Source organism: Sulfurospirillum diekertiae (genome assembly GCF_011769985.2).
In the GTDB taxonomy this organism is placed as follows: Bacteria; Campylobacterota; Campylobacteria; order Campylobacterales; family Sulfurospirillaceae; genus Sulfurospirillum; species Sulfurospirillum diekertiae.
Map to the genome: position 1 here is coordinate 1752256 of NZ_CP039734.2, position 25819 is coordinate 1778074.

Genomic DNA, 25819 nt, shown 5'->3' on the forward strand with positions numbered 1-25819 from the left:
CATATGAGTACAGATATGGGTATTTTAGATACCAAGCGACCCGAATTTGACCCACTTTTAACCGACATTGCACGTTACGCTTTTGAGTTTAAGATCCAAAGTGAAGATGCGTATGAGACAGCACGTTACTGTTTAATGGATACCCTAGGATGCGGACTTTTAGCACTTAAATTTCCGCAATGCACCAAACTTTTAGGCCCTGTCGTTCCAGGCGCTTCCATGCCCTATTTGGGGGCAAAAGTCCCTGGGACTTCTTACCAGCTCGACCCAGAACGCGCCGCGTTCAATGTCGGTGCAATGGTGCGATGGCTTGATTTTAACGACACTTGGTTAGCGGCTGAATGGGGACATCCAAGCGACAACTTAGGCGCTATTTGGGCAGTGGGCGATTACATCAGCCGTCGCAATATCAGCGAGGGCAAAGCACCTCTAAAAGTCAAAGACATTTTGACCGCAATGATCAAAGCACATGAGATTCAAGGTATTTTAGCGCTTGAAAACTGCTTCAACAAAGAGGGAATGGATCACGTACTTTTAGTCCGTGTGGCTTCCACAGCGGTTGCGGCGGCAATGCTCGGAGGCACATTTGAAGAGATCAGAAATGCGGTTTCGCATGCGTGGATTGATGGTGGAGCACTGCGTTGTTACCGTCATGCGCCCAATACGGGTTCACGCAAATCATGGGCAGCAGGTGATGCTAGCAGTCGCGGTGTCAATCTTGCCCTTAAAGCACTGGCAGGAGAAATGGGTTATCCATCCGCTCTCAGTGCTAAATTTTGGGGTTATGAAGATGTCAAAATGGGAGGTAAGAAACTGACCATTCCACAACCATTTGGCAGTTATGTAATGGAGCAAGTGTTGTTTAAAATCAGCTTCCCTGCCGAATTTCATGCCCAAACAGCGGTTGAATGTGCGGTAAAATTGCACAATGAAGTGAAAGACAGGCTGGATAAAATTGAAAGCATTGTCATTACGACTCAAGAGTCAGGGCATCGCATTATCAACAAAGTAGGACCTCTTGCTAACCCTGCCGATCGTGACCACTGCATTCAATACATGGTTGCCATTCCCTTGATCCACGGAACGTTAGTAGCAGAACATTATGAAGATACGTTTGCGAATGATCCTCGTGTTGATCAGCTTCGCAATAAAATGGAAGTGGTCGTCGATCCTCGCTACACCAAAGAGTACCTTGAGGCCGATAAACGCTCCATCGCCAATGCGGTGCAAATTTTCTACAAAGATGGCACACAAAGTGAAAAAGTCGAAGTTGAGTACCCTATTGGGCATAAACGAAGACGTGTCGAGGGCATTCCGCTTCTCATTTCAAAATTCAAGCACAATCTATCAGGAAGACTTAGCCCGAAACAATGTGCGACGATAGAGCGTGCGTGTGCGGATCAAGCCAGCCTAGAAGCCATGAATTTCAATGAATTGAGTGACCTCTTTGCACTTTAAGCGCTGAAAGCCCTTTATTAAGGGCTTTATTCTTTATCTTTTTCGTTAACATTTCTAATGTACAATAGCATATCTCGTTTTTACATGTAAGGACTTTTTATGCGTACACTTATAACGACCATCCTTCTGTTCGCTACATTTTTGCTCAGTGGCTGTGCCCCCAAAGAGGTCAATTTAGCCACCATTAATCCTGTCTTTAAACCCATGCCAGATCAAATTATTGCCGTGTATAATCCAGACCAAGATACGATTATATTCCACGAATTTTCACTTAAAAATGCTATTTTAGTTGAACAAACATGGGGAAAAGTCTTGCCATTTCGCGTTGAATTTATGGATTTGTGGGTAACAGGACTCGGACATGATCTTCGCCGCCTTACCAATGGTAATGCCGAAACGATCAAAGATGCCCTCATGTACAATGCAGGTTTGCAAGGAATGCAAACGTTACATGTAAACGAAAAAGATTATATTATCAATTATGAATTCGCACGCGATATGGTCACCGCCATTGATCGCTATGAAGAAAAGGTCAAACGCTATGAAAGAGACCGTGAGTTTCCCTTTCTTTTAAGGCGCTAGAGACTGTTTAGCTTTTTTTGAGGCGAGCTTTGGCATACTTATTTTAAAAGAGCTCTGCAAGAACTCTTTATATCACGGCTTTTAGGCAAAGCCTAAAAGCCTACGCTAAGCCGCTGTGGCGCTAAAGCTAGCCTCTTGCGAGGCAGAAAAATTCTAATAATGAAGCGAGAATACGATGCAACTACCTGCCTGCCCTAAATGTAACTGTGAATATACCTACGAAGATGGCGAGATGATCATCTGTCCTGAATGTGCTCATGAATGGCCTAAAAATGGCGCTTCAAGTGAAGAGAGTGTCAATGTCATTAAAGATGCACATGGTACTATTTTAGCGGATGGTGACACCGTTGTGGTCATTAAAGACTTGAAACTCAAAGGCTCATCTGCCGTCATCAAAGGTGGCACCAAAGTGAAAAATATCCGTTTAAATTTCGAGAGCGACCACAATCTTGACTGTAAAGTCGATGGTATTGGCGCAATGGGACTTAAATCAGAATTTGTGAAAAAAGCCTAAAAGACATTTTGAATTAAAATCATATACGTCAGTGTTGCGATAAAAATGCTTAACAATGCGTTTTTAAACTTTACATGTAAAGCAATCGCAACACACACACCAATGATTTCTGCTAAACCATACGGGTAACTTTCCCACTTCACATCTTTAAGCGCGTAAAACACTAAAATCACCATAATCATGAGCGGCATATTGAGTTCAATATACTTAATGAGTGGCGAAGGCTCACGTGTACGGAAAAGCAAGAAAGGAATGATGCGGGTTGCATACGTCGCAAGGGCTGCTATGATGATGCTTCCGATGATGTAACTACTTTCCATTTTCCATACTCCTCTTAAAAACAATCAATACAAACGCAGCGGCACAAAGCGATAAAATAAGCATCTTTTGCGGCGGAAATAAAATCATGCCAAATAGCCCAATAATAAGGGCGACAAAAAAAGGCTTATGCAATCTATTTTTTTTGTATAGCTCAATGGAAAGTACCACAAACAGTGCTGTCAATGAAAACTCAATGCCTTTGTAATTAAACGGCACAATATTACCAAGCACAGCACCTACAACACTACCAATGATCCAATAGCATTGGTTTAAAAAAGTAATCCAAAGATACGCACGTTCACGATTTTCTTCAGGAACTTCACTGGTTTTCAACAGTGCAAACGTCTCATCCGTGAGTCCAAAAATGAGGTAATGTTTTTTCCATGAAAACGCTTTAAAAGTTGAAATCATCGAAAGCCCATAAAAGGTATGGCGAAGGTTCAGCAAAAAGGTCGCAATACCAATTTCTAAAATGGTTGCTTGTGAAGCAAAAAGTGTGAGGGCTAAAAACTGACCCGAACCTGCAAAGATAAAAACGCTCATAAAAAAAGCATAATACCACGGAATCAAAAGTTTAGACAGTAAGAGTCCAAATGCCATTCCAAGAGGAATGTAGCCCATCATAACAGGAATGGTGAGTTTAAAAATTGCTAAAAAATTCATTCATTTTCTTTTACATGTAAAGTATTCTGCCTCAAAAGAGGCAGAGCCATCAATAGACTATTTTTTGATGTAGCGATCCAAATATTTTTGTGTTGCGTTGCTATCACTGGCTTTTTGATGCAACTCTTTTTTAGAAGCTGTATCATTGGGTTTAACATCACTAAAATAGATCTGATCGATCGCAACAACCAGTGCGACCAAGATCAGAATGGGGAGCAAGAAAAGCATAATGACCTCAAATCACGTTTTGAGAGCATTAACGGTTTGCAGCATTTGATCACTCGTCGTAATCGCTTTGGAATTCGCTTCATACGCACGTTGACCCGTAATAAGATCGGTCATCTCTTCTACCAACTGAACGTTACTCATCTCAACAAAATTTTGTCTGGTTTGACCAAGACCATTTAAACCGGGATTGCTCACAATAGGATCGCCTGAAGCATTGGTGTTGATGTAATTGTTATCCCCTAAAGAGTGAAGACCCGCGGGATTGATGAAGTTAGCAAGCTCAATTTGACCAATTTGTTGCGTTGCGGTTTGTCCTGCTTGAAGCACAGAAACCATACCGTCAACGCCAATGGTAATCTGCGTTGCATCGGCAGGAATAACCAGTTGTGGAATCATTTGATACCCATCGCTGTTGATGACATTGCCATCGGCATCAAGCTTAAACGAACCATTACGGGTATAGCCTGTTGTTCCATCGGGGAGCAAAATTTGGAAAAAGCCATTTCCCGTAATTGCCATATCTAATGAATTGCCGGTCTCTTTAAAGTTACCTTGCGTAAACATCTTTGCAATCGCCGTAGGACGCACACCCAGTCCCACTTCAATACCCGTTGGAGAAACCGTTGTGCCACTGGTTGAAGTTCCAGCATACGTCATGGTTTGGTACATCAAATCCGCAAACTCGGCACGTTGCTTTTTATAACCAATCGTATTAACGTTTGAAATATTGTTTGAAGTAGTATCGATCTGTGTTTGTTGAGCGATCATACCCGTAGCGGCTGTATAAAGTGATCTGATCATGCGTTATTCCTTACCTAATTTATGCTTTTGTTGATGCAAGTTTAGAAATTGCTTCGGTATTAAGATCGTTCATATGTGATTTCATTACTTTTTGATACATATCGACAAGCCTATTGGTTTCAATCAAACCAACCATTTCACTGACAGGATTGATATTGCTGGTTTCCAAAAATCCCTGTGTCACTAAATTACCTTCACCCAGTTGTGTTAATTCATCGGTACTTTTAAATTTATAGAGGTTATTACCCTCTTTGAGCAGTGATTTGACATCATCGCTTTGAACAATGTACAAACTCCCCAACTGATCTTCACGATTGTAAACGCCACCACTCTGATCGACGCGAAGTTCACCGTCTTCTGGAATGGTAATGTACTGTTGGTTTTGAAAATAGGTTGAAGGCAAAACAGGGTAACCTTCTTTGGTGGTCAAGACACCTTCATTATTGATAGAAAAAGAGCCATTTTGCGTTAAACGAATGCCATTGGGCGTTTCAACCATAAAAAAAGCATCTTCACGTTTAAGTGCAAAATCCAAAGGATTGCCTGTATTTTTAACACCGCCTTGATCGTATTTCGTATACTGCTCAACGATCTGAGGGACTCTGACAACGGAAGCATTCATAAATTTACTTGCCTCTTTTGTATTGTCCTTAAGGGGCATCTCATCTTTATATTCTTGAAAAATTCTTTTAAAATCACCTACGACCACATCATCACGTTTGTACGCTGTGGTATTTAAGTTGGCAAGGTTATTAGAGATGACATCCAGTCTGTTAAACTGAGTAACCATTGCTCCGGTAACGCCATAGTAGCTATTTTGCATCGTTTTTCCCACTCGTATTTAGAATCATGTACTACTTAAGCAACTCCTGTTCCATTTTGAAAAAATTACCCTTTTAATACTATTTAAAAAAAAACTCGGTATAATCCACATCTTTTATTAAGAAATTTAGAAATTCCTACCTCCACACACCTTACTCAAGGAGAGTTACACTTATGGCTTCAAAAGAACTCTATACCGCATTAGAAGAACTTTTTGCAGAAAATGAAAAAGCACATGTTACTTACGAAAATGTTATGGACCTTTTTGTAAAACCTCCAACACCTGCAAATGTCAAAAAGTTGATGAGTCTTTTAGAAAAATACAAAGTTACCTTAATTTCTTCTGCTGAAATTGCTAAAATGCGCAACAAAGAAGAAGCACGCAAAAGAGAAGAAGAGCGTCAAAAACTCCAAGATGAAGCCCTAGAAGAAGAGTTTGACCTTGCCAGCGAAAAAGAACTTTTAGAGTGGTCACGCAGTGATAGTCCTGTGCGAATGTATCTTCGTGAAATGGGACAAATTTCACTTTTAACCAAAGATGAAGAGATTGACATCAGTAAAAAAATCGAATTTGGTGAAGATATTATCATTGATGCCTTCTGTTCTGTTCCTTATTTGATCGACTTTATTTTGGATTACAAAGAAGCGCTGATTAACCGCGAACGCCGTGTCAAAGAACTGTTCAAAACCTTTGAAGACGACACCGATGATGACAGCGAAGAAGATGAATTTGACGATGAAGAAGGCGAAGAAGGCGAAGAGAAAAAAACCTTCTCTAAAAAAGACAACACAAGAACTGAAAAAGTTATTGAGAGCTTCAAGTCGCTCGAAAAAGCAAAAAAAGATTGGCTCAAAAGTCTTACCAGACCACCGGAAGAAAACCTTGAAGATCCAGAAGAGATGATGAACTACGATCTAGGACTTGCGTATAAAAAGAAACTTCTTAAAGACGCGTTGATGGATCTAGGACCTACGAGCAAGTTGATTAACGAGCTTGTAAAATCCATGGAAACAGCGCTTAAAAGTGACTTTGAATTCGATAAAGAGCTGAAACGTTTAGAGTATCGTTTACCTCTTTTTAACGAGACATTGAGAGAAAATCACGTCAAACTACTTGTGAATATTGTTGATCTTAACAAAGAAGATATTACGACGATGGTTCCTGAAGCCACGATGGTTTCGACCTACATGGAGATCAAAAAACTGTTCCAAACCAAGGAAGCGAGTAAACAAGGCTTTGATCTTGATCCTGAAAAACTTAAAGAGGTTTTAGAACAGATCAAACGGGGTAAAAAAATTGCTGATGAGTCTAAAACACGTATGGCAAAAAGTAACCTTCGTCTGGTTGTTTCTATCGCAAAACGTTATACAAACCGTGGTTTACCATTCTTGGATCTCATTCAAGAGGGCAACATTGGTTTGATGAAAGCCGTTGATAAATTTGAGTACAAAAAAGGGTACAAATTTTCAACCTATGCGACATGGTGGATTCGTCAAGCGATTTCACGTGCCATTGCCGATCAAGCCCGTACCATTCGTATTCCAATCCACATGATCGAGACGATCAACCGTATCAACAAAATCATTCGTAAACACCTTCAAGAAGAAGGTAAAGAGCCTGACATCGAAACGATTGCATTGGAAGTGGGTTTGAGTGCCGATAAAGTCAAAAATGTCATCAAAATCACTAAAGAGCCTATTTCGTTGGAAGCACCTATTGGTAATGAAGATGATGGTAAATTTGGCGATTTTGTTGAAGATAAAACTTCTATTGCGCCGATTGATTACATTCTAAAATCCGATCTTAAAGATCAAATTGATGAAGTACTTGATCAACTCAATGATCGTGAAAAAGCCGTCATTCGTATGCGTTTTGGTTTGATGCACGATGAAAGCGATCGAACGCTTGAAGAGATCGGTAAAGAGCTTAACGTTACACGAGAGCGTGTTCGTCAAATCGAAAGCTCTGCGATTAAAAAACTGAAACATCCAAAAGTTGGACGAAAACTTAAAAACTATATTGAGAGCTAAGCAATGAGTAGTTTTGCAGAAGCGTGGATTGAACATGATTACAATCCTTTTATTGTTTTTGACAACACGGGTAAGATTGTTTCCCTCAACCAAGAAGCACAATACCTTCTTGGTGAGGTGAACCATAAAAAAATCTTTGACATTGCCCAAACCTATGCGAGTATGACCTATGGGTTTAAAACAACCATTGTAGACATTTCGTTTAGTTCGTACAAATTCTATGCCATTACGGTGGGGTATGATGATGAAACATCCATTGGTATTAAGCTTTACAAGAGCGCTACAAAGAAATTTGCTAACGTTGAAGAATATGGCGAAAGTGTCAACATCTACGCACTTTTAGATCTTTGCATTAGTGCTTCTTCTACCAACGCTAATATCAAGTTCAAAAAAGAGTTTGACCCGACGTTTCCAGATGTTCGCCTCAAAGTCGAAGACTTTATGAAACTACTGACTAAAGTTTACCAATCACACCTCAATGCACCTATTATCACCACGCGCTTAGCGCTGATTACAGGTGAATATATTCGTTTTAATACTAAAAAGTACCCTATTTTTTCAATCTCCATCAAAGGCGAAAACAGAGATAGAAACTACGAAAAGAGTATCGAAGAAATTGGTATTAAAAGTAACTGTACGATTCATTTTGAACAAGACGAAACACTGATCCACGCAGCATTAGTCTCCTAAAAAATCTTTACATGTAAAGTTTAGAATCTTTACATGTAAGATTTACTTCTTTACGCATTCATACACGATCCATCATCAAATACTTCGCTCTCTACCCTATGCTCTTTTCCCCATTGATACATCAAGCTGAGTATGGGAATGACAGATTCTCCCTCTTTGGTAAGTGAATATTCTACCTTTGGTGGAACTTCATTGTACTGTTCTCTGTGAATAATATTGTTGCTCACCAGCTCTTTAAGTTGTTGACTTAATGTCTTATGCGCAATCGGTTTAAGTAACTCTCTGAGTCGATTGTATCTTATGACGCCTGCTCTACTAATTTCCCACAAGATAATCCACTTCCATTTTCCCTCAAGAATCGACATCGTATAATACATTGGGCATTTTTCATATTTATCGCTAAAATTTTGCACTGTTGTCTCCATTACTTCCCTTTTAGTTAGTATATAACTAAAAAGTTCATTCTATACTTAAGTCATATATTACTCTATACTTCCATTTATCAAATGATTGAGAAGGAAAAGATATGAAAATTGTAGCCATCAATGGAAGTCCTCGCAAAAATGCCAACACCGCAACCTTGCTAAAACATGCTCTCAAAGGCGCCGAAGCACAAGGTGCGCAAACAGAGCTCGTACATCTTTACGATTTGAATTACAAAGGATGCGTGAGCTGTTTTGCGTGTAAGCTCATAGGTGGAAAATCGTACGGAAAATGTGCCCATAAAGATGAACTCAAACCGCTTTTAGAAAAGCTACGAGACGTAGATGCCATTCTTTTAGGTTCACCCATTTATTTTGGAAACATCACTGGAATGATGCGCTCTTTCATCGAACGCTTAGCGTTTCAATATACCCTTTACGATGCCAATTACTCCTCATTATTTCCCAGAAAAATACCCATAGGGTTGATGTATACAATGAATTTAGATGAAAAACGCATGCGAGAATGGGGTTATGTTGAAGCACTTCAAGGTCTTGAAAAAAGACTTGGCAGTATATTTGGCTCTTCTGAAGCACTTTATGTCACCGATACCTACCAGTTTAAAGACTATTCTAAATACGAAGTAACCGCTTTTAGTGAGGAACTTAAAGCAAAAAGACGGAAAGAAGTGTTCCCACAAGATTGCGAAAAAGCGTTTGATATGGGAGAGAGATTTGTCACCAATGGTGTTTCCTCTACTTTTTGCAGTGAGCATGCTCCGCATTAACAGGAAATTTACGTTTACATGTAAAGCTATTTGGCTTTACATGTAAACAAAAACAAATTAAAAAAATTTACGTACGACTTAGTTGCATAATGATAAACTACCCATCATAAAAATTATAGGTAGACACTTTATGCTCAAAACTCTAATTATCTTACTTCTTTCGTTCAATTTTGCCTATTCTTGCGCTCTGTGCGGTAATGGTAAAGCCTCTTTTGTCACGGTAGCCATGAACGCGTATTTTGCAGAGGATAAAATCGAAAAAATACATACGCAGTGGAAATTTGATTCAGGTACATCCAAAGACTTTAAACAATTGTACTCAGAAAAAATCCTCGCATCTGATAAAAAGAGAATGTATGATGGACTCGAAAATTTCCAAGTACCCTACTTCATGACTTCTATTATCATTAATGGAAAAAATATCTCTTTTAAAGCTGAAAATTTTGACTTATCCTTTGATCACAATATCGTCACCATAGAATTTGATATACCCCTCAATTACAGCCTAAATGATAAAAACAGTGTCGAAATTATCTTTGTCGATTCGACCAAAGCGATCGTGTTTCTAGAAAATCTTGACAATCTTGACATTAACAATTCAACGAATTACACCATTAAAAAGCTCAATGGCTTCAAAGTGATCAAAGAGCTTGTCGCAACAGTCAATTATATTAAACTAGAGATTTCTAAATGAATACAAACTATACGGCTGAAATGGCCTTACTGCTAAAAAATTTAGCGATTCAGCTAGGCACATTGTTGGAAAACATTAAAAACGAGCACACTGTATTGTCTATTATTTCTCTTTTAACGCTTTCCTTTATGTATGGCTTAGTGCATGCAGCAGGACCAGGGCATGGCAAAACACTGGTGGCATCTTACTTTACCTCTAATGACAAAAATTATAAAAAAGCTTTGAGCTTGTCATTTATGATTGCAACGGTGCATACCTTTTCAGCGCTGATTCTGACGTACGTTTTGTATTATCTGTTTCAAAATATTTTTTCAGTCGCTATCCTTAACATTGCCGACATTGCAACGAAGATTTCAGGTGCTCTCATCATCAGTATTGGTGTGTATTTGTTGTATGGGAAATACAAACATTACAAAAGCACAAAAACGCTGCAATGGAGCACTCAAAAAATAGCTTCATGCAATTGTGCCAGTTGCAAAACGCAAAACTCAACCGATGTGGCTTTGGTCTTAGCCGCTGGACTCATACCCTGCCCTGGTACGATCACGGTATTTTTATTTTCAATCTCGCTTGGACTGTACTGGATAGGCTTTTTAAGCGCCGTCGTGATGAGCCTTGGCATGAGCTCAATTATTGCAATAACTGCTTTAGCGAGTGTTAAAATTCGTAATAGCTCAAAAAATAGGTATTCTAAACTCTTGAAATATCTCGATTTTGGGGCGACGTTCATTATTATTATCTTAGGACTTATCCTCATTTTGAATTAGAAGTCAGGAACATATGCAATTATTAAAATTAAAAAAGGTACACCGTGGTATTAAAAAACTTTAAAGACACTGTCATTGAAGCAAAAAATTTAAACTTTAAAACCATTATTCGAGATGTGACGTTTGACATTAGAAGAGGTGATTATGCGGCGATTATTGGACCTAACGGTGGAGGAAAAAGTACGCTTATTAAGCTTATCCTTGGACTTATTCCCTATAACAGCGGTATGCTCAAATTGTTTGGAAAGACACCAACGCTGAGTGCTTTGAAAAAGATAGGCTATGTTTCTCAAGGCATCTCAAAATTGGATGAAAATTTTCCCATCAGCGTTCATGAAGTCGTCAAACTTGGGCTCATTGCCAATAAATCTCTGTTTGCAAGCATCAATCGAAGCGATTTGGAGATCATTGATCGTGCTTTAAGGAAGATGAATATCGAAGATTTGAAAGACGCCAAAATCAGCGAACTCTCAGGCGGACAGCGCCAACGCGTGATGATCGCCAAAGCGCTAGTCAATAACCCACAAATCCTCATTCTCGATGAACCCAATACAGGCGTTGACAAGCAATCCCAAATCAATTTTTACGCCCTTTTAAAAGATTTAAATGGCAAAGAGAACATTACAATTCTTTTTATTACCCATGATTTAGGTGTTATCGTGGATGACATCAACAAAGTTTTGTGCATCAACCAAACACTTTTAGCCTGCCACGATCCGCGCCAAATCTATCATTCAGAACAGTTAAATCAGCTCTATGGCGTCGATGCGCACATGGTTTGCCACCATCATTAAGGATTGATATGGAAATTTTTCAATACACATTTATGCTCAAAGCCTTTTTAGCAGGCACCTTAATCGCCGCCATCGCCTCTTCTCTTGGCATGTTCGTGGTCGTCAAACGCTTTTCAATGCTCTCAGACGCACTTGCGCATATTTCGCTCCTCGGCGTGGCGATTGGCTTTCTCACCTCCATTGCACCCAATTACAGCTCCATCGCATTTACCCTTTTAGCGTCATGGGTGATTGAGTATTTAAGACAAAACAATAAACTCTACTCAGACTCAATCCTTTCTATCTTTTTATCGGGATCTTTAGCGCTTGCCATCATCATCGTATCGGCTTCTGCGTCGTTTAATACCTCTTTGTTTGACTACCTTTTTGGCTCAATCGTTGCGATTGATGACACGGATATTATGATTATTGTGCTTTTAGGATTGATCTGTACCGTGACGTTGTATGCCAATTTCCAACGGTTTTTATACATCGCATTTGATGAAGAGAGTGCGAAAGCTTCAGGCATTAACACCAAACTCTTAAACTACCTGCTCATTTCCTTGGTTTCGGTAGTCATCAGTGTTTCGATTAAAATCGTAGGAGCTCTTTTGATTGGCGCGATGATGATTATACCTGCCATCATTGCCATGCAGTTTAGTCAAAATTTTAAAAACTCGGTGCTTTATGCAGTTATCATATCGATTGTCTCCGTCATTTTGGGTCTGTTTATCTCCTACTATGCGTCCTTGCCTAGTGGCGCGACCATTGTTGTTTTGCTCTTGTTCTTTTTTATGATTTCGCTTGTATTCAAGAGGAAACAGTATTAATTTTTTTAGAGTGACTCTTTTATATGCAACTCAGTTGCATAATGTTATGCTTTCAGTATTAAAACGAAGGAGTCACCTATGTTAAAAAAATTTGCATTAGCAGCAGCCCTCAGTTCGGTCATGTTTGCAGATGTATCGGTCACCACAACCATATTTCCACTCTATGACGTTGTCAAAACGATTGGAGGCGATAAGGTCAAACTTACTAATTTGGTTCCTTTTGGCGTTGAAGCGCATGAATTTGAGCCTAAAGCCAAAGATATCGCAGCCCTTTCAAAGAGCGATTTTTTCATCATCAGCAGTCCCGTGTTTGAAACATGGAGTACCAAAGTTATCAGCTCGTTAAAAATTCAAGATAAAACGATTGATATGAGCCAAAAAGTCAAACTTATTGAGCTGAAGCATTCTGAGCATGAGCATGCTCATAAAGAAAGTTACGATCCACACTACTGGTTGAGCATCGATAATTACATGAATGTTGCCAAAGAAGTAGCAACCCTGCTGAGCACCAAAGACCCTGAAAATGCCAAATTGTATGAAGCCAATTTAGCGACGTATCTTGCAAAGCTGGAAGCATTAAAAACGGATTATGAAGTGCTTAAAAGTTGCAAAAACAAAAAAGTCATTGTCAACCACGACGCTTTTGAGTATTTAGCACATGAGTATGGCATAACCCAATACTCCATCACAGGCATGACACCAGAAACCAAACCGTCTCCCAAACAGATTGCACAGTTAATTGATTTGACCAAAAAAGAGAAGATTACCACCGTCTTTTTTGAAGAATTTGCCAGCGACAAGGTCGCAAAATCTATTGCTAAAGAGGCCAATGTTAAAACAGATGCACTCAGGCCTGTTGAAAATATCACCGTGGCGGAGAGTAAAAAAGGGATTGGCTATATTGACATCATGAAAGAGAACCTCATCAAATTACACGATGCCATGGATTGCCAATAATTTTGTTCTAAACGTTCAAATCATATGTTAGAAAATCTTTACATGTAAAGTCATTTTGGCTTTACATGTAAAACTTCAAAAGTATTTTATTTCAAGGCATTGATTATAATATCTAATAAGTTATCTATATCTTTTCTATACTCAAGAGCAAGATGAACCCCTTGTTGAATACCTTGAGCTCTATTATAAAATTTTAACCACCATGATTTTTTAGGATATGTTTCTAGTTCATTTTTACTTTGTTCAATATTCTCTATTGCTTTTTTCGAATTAACATCTTGTTCTAGCTGTTCTATTCTTTTTTGCAATTCATCTAATTTCTTAAATAAATCTTCTTTTTCAAAGTCTGTAAATTTTTCTGTTTCACTCGTGAATTTTTTATTCAGTTTTTCTTCAAAATCATCTATATATGAAACAGTGTCCACATCAAAGTCAACTATACTTTTTAAATCAATATCTAAATTAAATAACCAATTTCTAATTTTTTTGATACATTCATCAATATTTTCATGAGTAAATATTTCTTCATTTTTATGATTACCTGGTTTTTGTCTCGTTTGTATAACGGTTTCTATTTTTTTATTTTCTAATGATAATCCTAAAGCAAAAAAATTACCAACAACATTTTCTTCAATACTAAAAGAATATTGCTTTGAAGCTCTATATTCTATGTAAGCTAATATTTTACCTTCATTTGGAAACTCAAATTTGAAGTCATCTTTTGAAAATTGGTTAGAATTCGCAATCGTATCTTGAATTTCTTTAATTATCGAATTTTTCAATATGGCCATTAAACTCTCCCAACAAAATTTAATTCACTTTAGATACTTCAGTATTGTAACAAAAAATAGATTTATATTATGAAAGAAAGTCACGGTTACATGTTACATGTAACCGCCTTGAGCGAGCAAAATATTAAAAAATCTACAATCCCAAGCGTCTAATATTGCTGAGTGAAATAAGATGGGCTGTGATGAAAGGTGTCGCTCCTTTTTTGCACATGTCAAGATGTTTCTTCTCACTGAGATGGCTAAGTTTTTCTTCATTAACCGTAAAGAAACCATTGATCGTATGGGTTTTGCCCTCTTCATCGAGAAGATTGGCACTTTGTTCGACTAATAGTCCCCATGATTCTAACTCTTTAATCAAAGCGCTACATGCTTGTAATTCGCCTTGAAAGCGAACGAGAAAGTCCAATGTATTCTTCGTCAAGTCCGTTGGTGTTTTATCCTCTTTAAAGAGCGCACGTTCCTTGTTGGATTCATTTAACGCTTCCAAAGCTTCTTCTTCAATACCTAAAGAAAAGCCTTTTTTATCTTCATTTTGAACCAAAATAAAGGGATAGCGTCTCAAGAAAGCGGGAAGGTATTTGCCTCTTTTAAAGCGACGATTTTCATCCAAGTAGACATTTTTATCGTTAAAGCCAAGAAGTGCAATGGCAAGCCAGTCGCCTTCTTGATTTTTAGTAAACAAAATCGGATAATCTTTACATGCTTCGTAAACTTCTCCAATGCCCAAAGGTACGCTTATCATCGTTTCTAAGTTGGGGTAACTGACTGCGTCATTGACGGCTTTGGTTTGATCTTGTGGTTGGTTGATAATATGCATTGCCATGGTGTTATGTTCCTCTAATGGATAGTAATATGGCGCGTATCATAACATTTTAAGGACAAATTTTCACTTTGATGTGTTGTGAGGAAAAAGCGGTTACACGTTTACATGTAACCGCTTTAGAGTACTAAAATTCGATGAGATTTTGTATTTTTTCAACGATGCTTGGATCTTCAAGCGTTGAAATATCTTGGGTAATCGGCTCTTTTTTCGCAATGGAGCGAAGGATTCTACGCATAATCTTACCACTTCTTGTTTTTGGAAGCCCCGGAACGAAACGAATCGCATCAAGCTTAGCGATATTACCGATCTCTTTCACGATGAGTTTGTTAAGCTCTTGAATCATATAAACTTCTTCACTCATGCTATCGGCACCTTTGATGACGATGTATGCAAAAATACCCTCACCTTTGATAGGATCAGGTCTTCCTACAACAGCAACCTCTGCTACGTTTTCATGGTTACCAAGAACTGCTTCAATCTCTGCTGTTCCAATTCTATGACCTGAAACGTTAATAACATCATCGGTACGCCCTGTAATGATGATATAGCCATCATCATCGTACATCGCTCCATCGCCAGAGAAATAAACAGGCTTACCATCTTTTTTACAATCCCCAAAATAGGACTTAACATAACGCTCAGGATCACCCCAAATGTTACGAATCATCGATGGCCAAGGTTTTGTGATACACAAGAATCCTTTTTCACCTTTTGGTGTTGGATTGCCATGCTCATCCATAATTTCTGCTTTAATCCCAGGAAGTGGGAATGTCGCAGAACCTGGTTTTATCGGCGTAGCCCCAGGAAGTGGCGTAATCATATGCCCACCCGTTTCTGTTTGCCACCATGTATCGACAATCGGACAGTTTCCGCCACCGATTTGCTCATAGTACCACATCCACGCATCAGGATTGATCGGCTCACCCACCGTTCCAAGCACTTTAAGAGAGCTTAAATCATAACGAGATGGCGCGTCAGCACCCTCTTTGTGTAATAAACGAATCGCTGTGGGAGCAGTATAGAACTGATTGACACGATGTTCTTCGATCATGCCCCACCATCTACCCACATCTGGGAATGTAGGAACACCCTCATACATAATGGTCGTTGCACCCATCGCCAAAGGTCCATAAACAATGTACGTATGTCCTGTAATCCAGCCAACATCCGCTGTACACCAAAACGTATCGTTTTCTTTGACATCAAAGACATGTTCCATCGTGTACTGCGCCCAAAGAATATACCCTGCACTACTGTGTTGAACGCCTTTTGGTTTACCCGTACTGCCTGAAGTATAAAGTAAGAAAAGTGGGTCTTCGGAGTCCATCCACTCAGGCTCACAGTACTGAGACTCGTTCATGATGATCTCATTGTAAACATAGTCACGCCCCGGAACGTACTCAATGTCTTCAAAGTTTCGCTGAACGATCAATACTTTTTCACAGCATTCACACCCAACACTGAGCGCTTCATCCACAACGGGCTTTAACATGTAAGGCTTACCACGACGAAATGCACCATCGGCCGTAATAACGAGTTTTGCTTCAGCGTCTTGAACACGATCGCGTAGTGCTTCAGCCGAAAAACCACCAAACACAACCGAATGAATCGCACCAATTTTTGCACACGCTAACATTGCAAATGCCGCTTCAGGGATCATTGGCATATAAAGCACAACACGATCTCCCTTTTTGATGCCAAATTGATTGCGCATCAAATTGGCGAGACGATTGACACGGTAGAAAAGTTGAAGATAGGTAATAATACGGCGTTTGCCGTCCTCACCTTCCCAAATGATCGCTGCTTTGTTTTTACGACTCTTGAGATGACGTCCTAGGCATTGATGCGTAACGTTTAATTTGCCACCTTCGAACCATTTGTAGAACGGAGCATTATCTTCATTTAATACTCTGTCATAAGGCTTAAACCACTCAATTTTTTCACGTGCTAGCTTATCCCAGTATCCTTCAAAATCCTCATCCGCTTGGATACAAAGCTCTTTGTACTCACACATGTTCTTAATTCTGGCTTCTTTGCTTAAAGCTCTACTTGGTTCGAAAAGTTGTGACATGGTTACGATCCTTTTTCATATAATTATTTTATAACGTCTCTTGGGCGAAGCCCAAAAGCCTACGTTGCACTATGCACTAAAGCTTGCCTCTAATGAGGCAGAGATTTAGTTACATTACGGCTTCTTTTAAAAAAAGCCGTAATGTTTTTTAATGGCTTGAAGCGCCTTCTGCTCCAATACCCGTTTGACTTCGAATAAACTGATGATCATATGCAGCTCTCTCGTTTACTGCATCTTCGCTATTATCCATTAAAGAGATAATCCAGATACCGATAAAGGCAATAGCAACTGAGAAAAGTGCTGGGTTACCGTAAGCGTAAATAGCTGTTTTATTTCCTAAAACATCAACCCAAACCGCTTTACTCAAGATAACCAACACAATCGCTGTGAAAAGTCCTAAGCCTCCACCATAAACGGCACCTTTAGTTGTAAGCTTTTTCCAAAACATTGATAAAATAAGAATTGGGAAGTTTGCACTAGCGGCAATCGCAAATGCAAGACCTACCATGAACGCAATGTTCTGTTTCTCAAACGCAATGCCTAAGAAAATCGCTACGATACCAAGAGCAATCGTTGAATACTTAGAAACTCTCATCTCTGTCATCTCATCCACACGACCTCTTGCAAAAACATTGGCATACAGATCATGACTGACCGCACTTGCCCCTGCCAGTGTCAAACCAGAAACAACCGCCAAGATTGTTGCAAAAGCAACCGCTGAGATAAATCCTAAGAAAAGGTCTCCACCAATGGCATGCGCAGAGTGAATCGCTGCCATATTACCGCCACCAATCAGTGTGTTTTTAACAGCATCAAAATATTGCGGATGACCTGTTAATAAAACGATAGCACCAAATCCTATAATGAAGGTTAAAACATAAAAGTAACCTATAAATCCAGTTGCATAAAAGACGGATTTTCGAGCCTCTTTCGCATCACTGACGGTAAAAAATCGCATCAAGATGTGAGGTAGTCCTGCGGTTCCCAACATCAAGGCAATCCCTAAGCTAATCGCTGAAATAGGGTCGCTGACAAGACCTCCTGGGCTCATAATCGCCGCTGATTTTTTCACAGCAACCGCTTGGGAAAAGAGTGTCTCAATACTAAAATCCATTTTGTACATAATCATCACAGCCATAAAGGTTGCACCAGAGAGCAAAAGACCTGCTTTAATAATTTGTACCCATGTGGTTGCCAACATGCCACCAAAGGTAACATATAAGATCATCAAGATGCCCACCATAACGACCGCATACGCATAATCAAGTCCAAATAAAATTTGAATCAACTGACCAGCACCTACCATTTGAGCGATCAAATAAAGTGCCACCGTAGCAAGTGACCCAAAAGCGGCAAGGGTACGAATCGGCGTCTGTTTTAAACGGTACGATGCAACATCCGAAAACGTATATTTACCTAAATTTCGTAGTTGCTCAGCGATTAAGAAAAGAATAATCGGCCAGCCAACCAAAAAGCCTATGGAATAGATCAGTCCATCAAAGCCTTTGGAATATACCAAGCCAGAAATTCCAAGAAAAGATGCTGCAGACATGTAATCACCTGCAATCGCTAAACCATTTTGAAACCCTGTAATGCCTCCACCAGCGGTGTAAAAATCTTTCGCCGTTTTTGTACGTTTTGCTGCCCAGTAAGTAATACCAAGCGTTCCTGCCACAAAGACCAAGAACATGACAATCGCAGACATATTGACTTCACTTTTTCCTGAAACTTCTGCAGCCCCTGAGGCAAAGAGTCCATTGGTTAATGCTAAAAGCAACCATCCCCATTTCATTCCGCACTCCTTGCTTCTTCTTTGATTTGATTGTTTAACTCATCAAATTCGCCATTGGCTCTTTGGATATAAACACCCGTTAAAATAAAAGACAAAATAATAATGCCAAATCCTACGGGAATACCAACGGTAGTAACGCCACTTCCTATGGTCTGACCAAAGGTAGCAGGTGAAAAAGCAATTACAAGGATAAACGCATAATAAACAACCAACATAATGATGGTGAGTTTCCATGCGAAACTACTTCGTTTTTGTACGAGTTCTGTAAACTTCGGATTGGCTCGTACTCTGTCATAAATATTCTGACTCATAAATGCTCCTTCTTTTGTTATGTGGTAGCTATGAGAGTATTGTAAAGAAGTAACATAGCATTATCGTAGCATTTTATATTTTGAAGATTTACGCAGAATATTTTAGAAAAATATGTGTATATTTGTAACTTTTAGCGGTTTTTCTCAGGGAAATACTTATCAATCTTATAGCCAACACCTTTGAGATTGATAATAAAATCTTCTTTTAACAGCTTGCGAAGACGGCTTATTTCTGCCCTAATAGAGGGATTATCGATAGGTTCATCGTTCCAGACATAGGTGCGGAATTTATCGAAGTCAACTACCACGCCCATGTTCTCACACAGTAGTGTCACAATTTGTAACTGTTTTTTGGTGAGCACTTGAACATTGTTATTGTAAAAGAGCATCTGCTCTTCTTTTGAAAAGACATATTTTGAGCTTAAAATGATGTGTTTAAGATGTTTAATCTCATACTCTTTTTTAATCTTGTCAATGCGAAGCCCCAACTCTTTCAGATGGAATGGTTTTTTAAGATAATCCGAAGCGCCTAGCTCAAATGCTGTGCTAATGTCATCAATGTCCACATTGGCACTAATGAAGATCGTAGGAAACGCATGTTCGATCTCATTAAGTGCTTTAAGAAGGCTCAGCCCATTCATTTTAGGAATATTGATGTCTAAGAGCAACAGATCAAACAGATCTTTTTTGATCGCTTCATACGCCTCTTCGCCGTTACCAAACGAGATGACTTTATGCCCAAGAGCTTCCAAATACTCTTCAATAGAACTTCGTAGCATCAACTCGTCTTCAAGCAGCAAAATTTTCATAAGTTATCCTTTTACAAATCGGTAGCGAAAAAGTGTTTTTAATTCGTCAGAGAGAACTTCAATAGAAACCCCATTCGTATCACAAATCTCTTTGACAATATTAAGCCCCAAGCCAAACCCACCGCGCGCCTCATCTTCACGGTAGTAGCGATTAAACAGTTGATCGGGAGCTTTGATCATTTCTCCACAGTTTTCTACTTCAAAAACAACTTCATTTTTATCCTCAAAAAGCTTTACATGTAAAGGGTGTTTTTCGTAACTGTACTTGATGGCATTAGAAAGATTATTGTCGCAAATACGCTGTAATTCAGTCTCATTAAAGAAAATAAACAGATCGGACACAATGTCGGTACTGATGTGCAGTTTATTGCCCTCTGCCACATCTTCAAAGTAGTCCACCCGCTCGGTTAAAAACTTGGAAAAGTCAATCATTGCTTTTTCATACACCACGCGATCTTTTTTAACCACATACGCCAAATCTTCATAGATATTATCGAGCACTTTGACGGCTGCTTCGATTTTAAGTAAATACGGATTTTTTTCGAATTTGAGATTGTAAAGATCAATATTCATTAAAATGATCGAAAGCGGTGTGTTGATCTCATGAATCGCGTTTTTGACAAACTGATCTTGCTTTTCAAGCAGCTCTTGCGTAAACTCGATAGAGCGTTTCAACTCTACTGTCTTTTGCTCAACGATTCCTTCAAGATTACTGTTAAGATCAACCAGTGCACTGTTTTTATTTTTGATCTCTTCGATCATCACATTCGCGTGCGTGACAATCTCTTGAAACTCGGTAAACTTGATCTTTTCCATATCAATGAACTCGTAGCTGGAAGAGGCTTTCTTAAACGAATAGACAATAAAGCGAATCTCGCGCTTCATGATGTCACTGACATAGCGATACTCAATGGTACTAATCATGTATAAAAAAAGTGTGAGCATATAGATTTTAAGAACAAAACTGATGATCTTATCTTGATATGCCTTCTTCTTCTGCGCCAACACATCTTCAATGCTACGAGTGCTTACACCACTGCCTAAAATAAGCCCTAAGGGTTCATACGTTTGTGTAACAACAATATCTTTGCTGGTATTTTCAAGACTAAGGGCAGAAGAGCGATACAGGATTTCACCTGAAACGAGCTCTAAAAAGAGATAGTTTTGTGCTTCGTCACCATGCTTGATCAGTGCAGAAATATCTTCTTTGAGCTTTTGATAAATCGCTTCTTTAGGAAGTGATTGACTTTGCTGAAAACGGTACTCGGTGATATTAAGAAGAAGATTTAATTGATCCGATGCACTCTTCTTTTGCGCCTGAATATAGCTCTCTTCAATGACTTTAATCTCTTTTTGAAATTCTAAATATTCATTGACAATGACTAAACACGCAGAGATAAAAGCAAAAAGACCTGCAAAAAGAATCGCCATAAAATTGATCTGGTTGATGCTCTTGTTATCTTTTTTCTTAAGTAGCACACTCATCCTTTACATGTAAAAGCTAATAGAAGCTATTTTACCAATTTTCCGCCCAAAAGAGGAGATCAAAACCATTTTTGGTATAATTTAGTTTAAATACGAACTACATGGAGCTAACATGAAAATTAGAATACCAGCCGAATGGGAAGAACAAGAGGCACTCATCGTCGTATTTCCTCCAAAACAGAGTGATTGGGCACACTCCATTGATGAAATCCATCGAACCTATTTAACGTTCATCAGCAAAATTGCACATTTTCAAAAATGCCTTGTGATCTGCGAAGATAAAAAAGCGCTGGCAACTATGTTACCAACACTCCAAAATATCGAACTGATCGAAATGGCAACGAATGATACATGGATACGCGACTTCGGTGGTATTAATATTTATAAAAACCATAAACGTCGCACGTATGACTTTATCTTTAACGCATGGGGTAATAAATTTGAAGCCAATTTGGACAACAGCATTACCAGTCAGCTCTTTGAACAAGGCTATTTAGAAGGCAAACTTAAAAGTTTAGACTTTGTCCTTGAAGGTGGAAGTATCGACAGTAACGGTCATGGCGTAATGCTTTCAACTGCTTATTGTCTTTTTGAAGAGAACCGCAATGCGCATCTTTCCAAAAAACAGATTAAAAAAACACTCATCGAACTTTTTGGACTCAAAAAGCTGATCATCTTAGAACATGGCGCGCTCATGGGTGACGATACCGACTCGCACATTGACACCTTAGCACGTTTCATCAACAAAAAAACCATCGCCTATGTGAAATGTTATGACAAAAAAGATGAACACTATCAAGAGCTGAAAAAGATGGAAAAAGAGCTTCAAAAAACAGAGTTCAATCTGCTTCCTTTACCTCTTCCATCAGCTAAATACTTCAACAATCACCGTATTCCAGCAACCTATATGAATTTTGTTCTCATTAACAATGCTGTTTTAGTCCCAACCTACAGTGATCCCTACGATGCAGAAGTTTTAGCTATTTTTGCCAGATGCTTCCCCGAACGTGAAATTGTTGGTATCGAATCTTCAATTTTAATTCGCGAACACGGAAGTTTGCACTGCGCTTCCATGAATATTTATAAAGAAAGAGACAACGACGAATGACTTTACAAAAAAAAGCAACGATTATTTCCAGTGGAACGGCAACGATCCTTATTATTATCAAACTTTTTGTCGGAATTATGAGTGGCTCTGTTGCCGTTTTAGCTTCTGCGATTGACTCTGTGCTTGACCTTATCGTATCAGCATTTAATTACTTTGCTATTTCCAAAGCCGAACAACCCGCCAATAAAAAATTTAACTACGGAAAAGGCAAAATTGAGGCTTTAGCGGGCGTCATTGAAGGTACGGTGATTACCGTTTCAGGTCTTTTTATCTTCTATACCGCCATTAAAAAAGCGATCAACCAAGAGCCTGTCGAATATCTAGGTTACTCCGTTATTGTTATGGTCATCTCTTTGGCAATTACCATTGCCTTAGTTCTTTTTTTAAATTATGCTGCGAAAAAGACACGAAGCATGGTGGTCAAATCAGATGCGCTTCACTATAAAACAGACGTTTTAAGCAATGGCGCTATCCTTGTCTCCTTAGTACTCATTCAGATAACAGGATTTGAGATGATCGACTCGATCATGGGTGTGATCATTTCCCTTTACATTATTCATTCAGCCTATCAGATTATTAGTGATGGTATTTACATCCTGCTTGACGCATCGCTTGATGAAGAGATGGTTGAAAAAATGCGTGACATTATTTTAGAAGAGAAAGAGATTAGCGATTTTCACTACCTTAAAACCCGTAAATCAGGCAATACAAACTTTGTCGATGTTCATCTCGTCTTTAGTCCTGGCATTTCACTCATGCGTGCGCACCATGCGGGAGATCGCATCGAAGAGAAGATTAAAGACCTTATCCCAGATGAAATATGGGTTATCAACGCTCACCTCGACCCTTATGATGACTCAGAGATCAACGATCAGCAATACGTGGCAAATGAGGGTTAAATCTACCCTCACCACAAAAGCGCTATTCTATACCCTATAAAGGCAAGTCCCCACGCCACAACCGTCGTAAAGATAAACAGATAAAACAGATACTTATAACTGCCTGTCTCTTTCGTAAAGACAATACTTGCTGCCATACACGGCAAGTAAAACATCACAAAGATGATAAAAGAAACTGCCGAAGCAAAAGAGATCTGTTTTTGAAGCTCACCAATCAAACTCTCATTTCCCTCATCTACGCCAGCTCCAAGTGCATATAAAACACCGAGCGTTGAGACAACAACCTCTTTTGCCGCCAGTCCAGACTCTAGCGCTACCGTCATCTTCCAATCAAAACCAATCGGTTGAAAAAGAGTATCGGTTGACTTGCCAAGCATGCCTAAAAAACTCTTTTCTAAAAGCTGTTGTGCTTTTTCATTTTCCAAGGTTATTTTGGCTTCTGCACTTTGAGCAAGTTCAATTTTTTGTGCAAATGTTTTTTCAATATCGGGATATTTAGGGTAGTTGCTTGCGAACCAAATCAGCAAAGAAGCACCCAAAATAAATGTTCCCGCTTTTTTAAGATACATAATCGCCTTACTTACAACCGTGTGCCAAATGAGTCTTATTGAAGGTAAACGATACTTTGGCATCTCCATTACAAATGGCTCATCGACACCTTTAAACACAAAGACTTTTAAAAATTTTGCCGCAAGAAGCCCAATGAGCGCCCCTGCTATATAGATAAGGAAAAGAACATTTCCCGCATTTTGCTTCGCGAAAAAAGCCCCAGAGAAAAGAACATACACGGGAAGCTTTGCACCACAACTCATAAAACCGATGATAAAAAGTGTGATCAGTCTGTCTTTATTGTTTTTAAGTGTACGGGCGCTCATATATGCAGGAACGGAACATCCAAAGCCCGTGACAAGGGGAATGAAGCTTTTACCGTGCAAGCCAAAACGGTGGAAAAAACCATCGAGTAAAAACGCAACACGCGCCATGTAGCCCGTTGTTTCCAAAAGTGAAATCCCAAAAAAGAGGATGACAATGTTAGGTAAAAACATCACCACAGCACCTACACCCGAAATAGCACCATCAGCGATCATAGAGCCAAGCTCACCATCGCCGAAGATCGTTTTCGCATACGTGCCAAGCGAGACAAAGAAAAGATTGATCCAATCCATAGGAATAGAACCTAGCTCAAATGTAAGCTGAAAAAGTGCCCACATCAAGGCAATAAAAATCGGAATACCAAAAATTTTATGGATCAATAGCGCATCGATTTTTTCGGTAATCGTTTTAGAAATACTCTTTTTACATGTAAGCACTTCCGTGACAACACCTCTGGCAAAAGAGGCTCGCTCCTCCGCAAAAATTTCGCTGACATCTTTTGTCTCATGGTGCAGATAGAGATGTTCCAATGCCTCTTTGAGCAGTGGCGACAACTCAAGCCAAATCGGTTCATCGTGCATTTTTTGATATATTTTAGGATCATTTTGTAGCAGTTTAAGCACCAAATCACGATACGTTAGCTCTGTTTTATAGCGCTTTTGTTTCAAAAAGAATGAGAGTTTTTCGATCTCTTCTTCCACAACATCACTGTAAATCAGTTTTGATTTTTCATAGGGAAAATTGAAAATGTCAATGGTGCGATTGAGAAGTTTACCGATGCCTTTTTTCGTTGCGGCAGAGACTTTCACGCAGGGAACACCCAAAATGGAACTGAGTTGCTCATGATCAACACAGATACCCTCTTTTTGCGCTTCATCCATCATATTTAATGCGACGATCATCTTTTTACCCAGTTCTAAAAGCTGTGTCGTCAGGTAAAGATTGCGCTCTAGATTCGTAGCATCAACCACGTTGATGATAAGATCGTACGGCTCATTTTCCAGAAAATCTTTGGTGACTTTTTCATCTTGAGTGTAGTCGTTAAGCGAGTACGTTCCGGGTAAATCAACGATTTTAATCAAATGCTCTTGCGCGCTAAAACGTACTTCCGCTTTTTCAACGGTGACACCTGAAAAGTTACCCACTTTTAAGCGTGCATCGGCAATGGAGTTGATGAGCATACTTTTGCCCACATTGGGCTGTCCCACCAACGCAATGACAAGCTCTTTCATATTTTTTGAACCTCTATGCTTTTTGCTTCTTCATAACGAAGGGCAAGCAGTGTTGTACCTACTTCAATTTCCATAGTGCTTTTTGCGATACTTGTTGCTTTAATTTGGAGTTGGCTTCCTTTATGAAGTCCCAAGGAAAAAAATCTTTGTTTGAGCTCTTCGTTGGCATCTATTCGTACCACGACAGCTTTGTCTCCAGCATTCATTTGTGAAAGTTTAATCATAATTGTCCTTAATTGATAATGCTGATCAAGATTGTAAGTTAAAACGTATTAAAACCATAT

General features: G+C 39.2%; 28 protein-coding genes. 13 read left to right on the plus strand and 15 right to left on the minus strand.

What is annotated here, in order from left to right:
• Positions 1-3: 3 nt before the first annotated feature.
• From prpD to FA584_RS08920, 3 genes are all read left to right on the plus strand, one after another.
• The gene (gene prpD / locus FA584_RS08910; protein WP_167749211.1) at positions 4-1458 is read left to right on the plus strand and encodes a 2-methylcitrate dehydratase; all 1455 of its coding nucleotides are present in this window, start codon (positions 4-6) and stop codon (positions 1456-1458) included.
• Positions 1459-1557: 99 nt separating this feature from the next.
• Positions 1558-2040 (plus strand): YajG family lipoprotein, encoded by a 483-nt coding sequence (locus tag FA584_RS08915; RefSeq protein ID WP_096046971.1) that lies wholly within the window; start codon positions 1558-1560, stop codon positions 2038-2040.
• Positions 2041-2215: 175 nt separating this feature from the next.
• Entirely contained in the window at positions 2216-2554 is a 339-nt protein-coding gene (locus FA584_RS08920; RefSeq protein WP_167749212.1) for a zinc ribbon domain-containing protein YjdM, read from the plus strand.
• Here FA584_RS08920 and FA584_RS08925 read toward each other — a convergent pair.
• The 5 genes from FA584_RS08925 to FA584_RS08945 are packed head-to-tail and all read right to left on the minus strand — an operon-like array spanning position 2551 to position 5390.
• Complete coding sequence (locus FA584_RS08925; RefSeq protein WP_167749213.1) at positions 2551-2874, minus strand: branched-chain amino acid transporter permease; 324 nt, start codon at positions 2872-2874, stop codon at positions 2551-2553. The genes FA584_RS08920 and FA584_RS08925 overlap by 4 nt on opposite strands.
• Positions 2864-3538: an AzlC family ABC transporter permease gene (locus FA584_RS08930; protein WP_096046974.1), complete on the minus strand. Its 675-nt coding sequence runs from the start codon at positions 3536-3538 to the stop codon at positions 2864-2866. The genes FA584_RS08925 and FA584_RS08930 overlap by 11 nt, the downstream gene beginning before the upstream one ends.
• Before the next feature lie 57 nt (positions 3539-3595).
• Positions 3596-3766, minus strand: a complete 171-nt coding sequence (locus FA584_RS08935) for a hypothetical protein (RefSeq protein ID WP_167749214.1) — start codon at positions 3764-3766, stop codon at positions 3596-3598.
• A gap of 12 nt (positions 3767-3778) precedes the next feature.
• Positions 3779-4567 (minus strand): flagellar basal-body rod protein FlgG, encoded by a 789-nt coding sequence (gene flgG, locus FA584_RS08940; protein ID WP_087438975.1) that lies wholly within the window; start codon positions 4565-4567, stop codon positions 3779-3781.
• 19 nt (positions 4568-4586) lie between these two features.
• On the minus strand, positions 4587-5390 hold the full coding sequence (locus FA584_RS08945; RefSeq protein WP_167749215.1) for a flagellar hook-basal body protein: 804 nt from the start codon (positions 5388-5390) through the stop codon (positions 4587-4589).
• 173 nt (positions 5391-5563) lie between these two features.
• Here FA584_RS08945 and rpoD point away from each other — a divergent pair, with 173 nt between their 5' ends.
• On the plus strand, positions 5564-7420 hold the full coding sequence (gene rpoD / locus FA584_RS08950; protein WP_096046977.1) for an RNA polymerase sigma factor RpoD: 1857 nt from the start codon (positions 5564-5566) through the stop codon (positions 7418-7420).
• 3 nt (positions 7421-7423) lie between these two features.
• Positions 7424-8110, plus strand: a complete 687-nt coding sequence (locus FA584_RS08955; protein WP_167749216.1) for a hypothetical protein — start codon at positions 7424-7426, stop codon at positions 8108-8110.
• A 50-nt stretch (positions 8111-8160) separates the two neighbouring features.
• Here FA584_RS08955 and FA584_RS08960 read toward each other — a convergent pair whose 3' ends face one another.
• Complete coding sequence (locus FA584_RS08960) at positions 8161-8535, minus strand: winged helix-turn-helix transcriptional regulator (protein ID WP_191342040.1); 375 nt, start codon at positions 8533-8535, stop codon at positions 8161-8163.
• A gap of 101 nt (positions 8536-8636) precedes the next feature.
• Between FA584_RS08960 and FA584_RS08965 the strand changes: the two genes are divergently transcribed.
• The 6 genes from FA584_RS08965 (at position 8637) to FA584_RS08990 (ending at position 13341) form a co-directional block, all read left to right on the plus strand.
• A complete protein-coding gene (locus FA584_RS08965) occupies positions 8637-9320 on the plus strand; it encodes a flavodoxin family protein (RefSeq protein ID WP_167749217.1) in 684 nt (227 codons plus the stop codon).
• A 130-nt stretch (positions 9321-9450) separates the two neighbouring features.
• Positions 9451-10014 (plus strand): DUF1007 family protein, encoded by a 564-nt coding sequence (locus tag FA584_RS08970; protein WP_167749218.1) that lies wholly within the window; start codon positions 9451-9453, stop codon positions 10012-10014.
• Positions 10011-10781 (plus strand): nickel/cobalt transporter, encoded by a 771-nt coding sequence (locus FA584_RS08975; RefSeq protein WP_167749219.1) that lies wholly within the window; start codon positions 10011-10013, stop codon positions 10779-10781. Before FA584_RS08970 ends, FA584_RS08975 begins: the two co-directional genes overlap by 4 nt.
• A gap of 44 nt (positions 10782-10825) precedes the next feature.
• Positions 10826-11575 (plus strand): metal ABC transporter ATP-binding protein, encoded by a 750-nt coding sequence (locus FA584_RS08980; RefSeq protein WP_167749220.1) that lies wholly within the window; start codon positions 10826-10828, stop codon positions 11573-11575.
• A gap of 8 nt (positions 11576-11583) precedes the next feature.
• Positions 11584-12384 (plus strand): metal ABC transporter permease, encoded by an 801-nt coding sequence (locus tag FA584_RS08985; protein ID WP_167749221.1) that lies wholly within the window; start codon positions 11584-11586, stop codon positions 12382-12384.
• Positions 12385-12462: 78 nt separating this feature from the next.
• Positions 12463-13341 carry a metal ABC transporter substrate-binding protein gene (locus FA584_RS08990; protein ID WP_167749222.1) on the plus strand — a complete coding sequence of 293 codons (879 nt, stop codon included), beginning with the start codon at positions 12463-12465 and terminating at the stop codon, positions 13339-13341.
• Positions 13342-13427: 86 nt separating this feature from the next.
• On the opposite strand, the gene FA584_RS08995 is transcribed toward FA584_RS08990, so the two are convergent.
• From FA584_RS08995 to FA584_RS09025, 7 genes are all read right to left on the minus strand, one after another.
• Positions 13428-14132 (minus strand): hypothetical protein, encoded by a 705-nt coding sequence (locus FA584_RS08995; protein ID WP_167749223.1) that lies wholly within the window; start codon positions 14130-14132, stop codon positions 13428-13430.
• A 133-nt stretch (positions 14133-14265) separates the two neighbouring features.
• Complete coding sequence (locus FA584_RS09000; RefSeq protein ID WP_167749224.1) at positions 14266-14955, minus strand: SapC family protein; 690 nt, start codon at positions 14953-14955, stop codon at positions 14266-14268.
• A 124-nt stretch (positions 14956-15079) separates the two neighbouring features.
• A complete protein-coding gene (gene acs, locus FA584_RS09005; protein WP_096046986.1) occupies positions 15080-17026 on the minus strand; it encodes an acetate--CoA ligase in 1947 nt (648 codons plus the stop codon).
• A 148-nt stretch (positions 17027-17174) separates the two neighbouring features.
• Positions 17175-18818: a cation acetate symporter gene (locus FA584_RS09010; protein WP_167749225.1), complete on the minus strand. Its 1644-nt coding sequence runs from the start codon at positions 18816-18818 to the stop codon at positions 17175-17177.
• Positions 18815-19129: a DUF485 domain-containing protein gene (locus tag FA584_RS09015; RefSeq protein WP_096046988.1), complete on the minus strand. Its 315-nt coding sequence runs from the start codon at positions 19127-19129 to the stop codon at positions 18815-18817. The genes FA584_RS09010 and FA584_RS09015 overlap by 4 nt, the downstream gene beginning before the upstream one ends.
• Before the next feature lie 131 nt (positions 19130-19260).
• Positions 19261-19938 (minus strand): response regulator transcription factor, encoded by a 678-nt coding sequence (locus FA584_RS09020; RefSeq protein WP_167749226.1) that lies wholly within the window; start codon positions 19936-19938, stop codon positions 19261-19263.
• Positions 19939-19941: 3 nt separating this feature from the next.
• Positions 19942-21417: a sensor histidine kinase gene (locus tag FA584_RS09025; RefSeq protein WP_167749227.1), complete on the minus strand. Its 1476-nt coding sequence runs from the start codon at positions 21415-21417 to the stop codon at positions 19942-19944.
• Positions 21418-21535: 118 nt separating this feature from the next.
• Between FA584_RS09025 and FA584_RS09030 the strand changes: the two genes are divergently transcribed.
• Positions 21536-22531 (plus strand): agmatine deiminase family protein, encoded by a 996-nt coding sequence (locus FA584_RS09030; protein WP_167749228.1) that lies wholly within the window; start codon positions 21536-21538, stop codon positions 22529-22531.
• The gene (locus FA584_RS09035; RefSeq protein ID WP_167749229.1) at positions 22528-23430 is read left to right on the plus strand and encodes a cation diffusion facilitator family transporter; all 903 of its coding nucleotides are present in this window, start codon (positions 22528-22530) and stop codon (positions 23428-23430) included. Before FA584_RS09030 ends, FA584_RS09035 begins: the two co-directional genes overlap by 4 nt.
• 8 nt (positions 23431-23438) lie before the next feature.
• Here FA584_RS09035 and feoB read toward each other — a convergent pair whose 3' ends face one another.
• Positions 23439-25535: a ferrous iron transport protein B gene (gene feoB, locus FA584_RS09040; RefSeq protein WP_167749230.1), complete on the minus strand. Its 2097-nt coding sequence runs from the start codon at positions 25533-25535 to the stop codon at positions 23439-23441.
• Positions 25532-25759: a FeoA family protein gene (locus FA584_RS09045; RefSeq protein ID WP_096046994.1), complete on the minus strand. Its 228-nt coding sequence runs from the start codon at positions 25757-25759 to the stop codon at positions 25532-25534. Before FA584_RS09045 ends, feoB begins: the two co-directional genes overlap by 4 nt.
• Between the last annotated feature and the right edge of the window lie 60 nt (positions 25760-25819).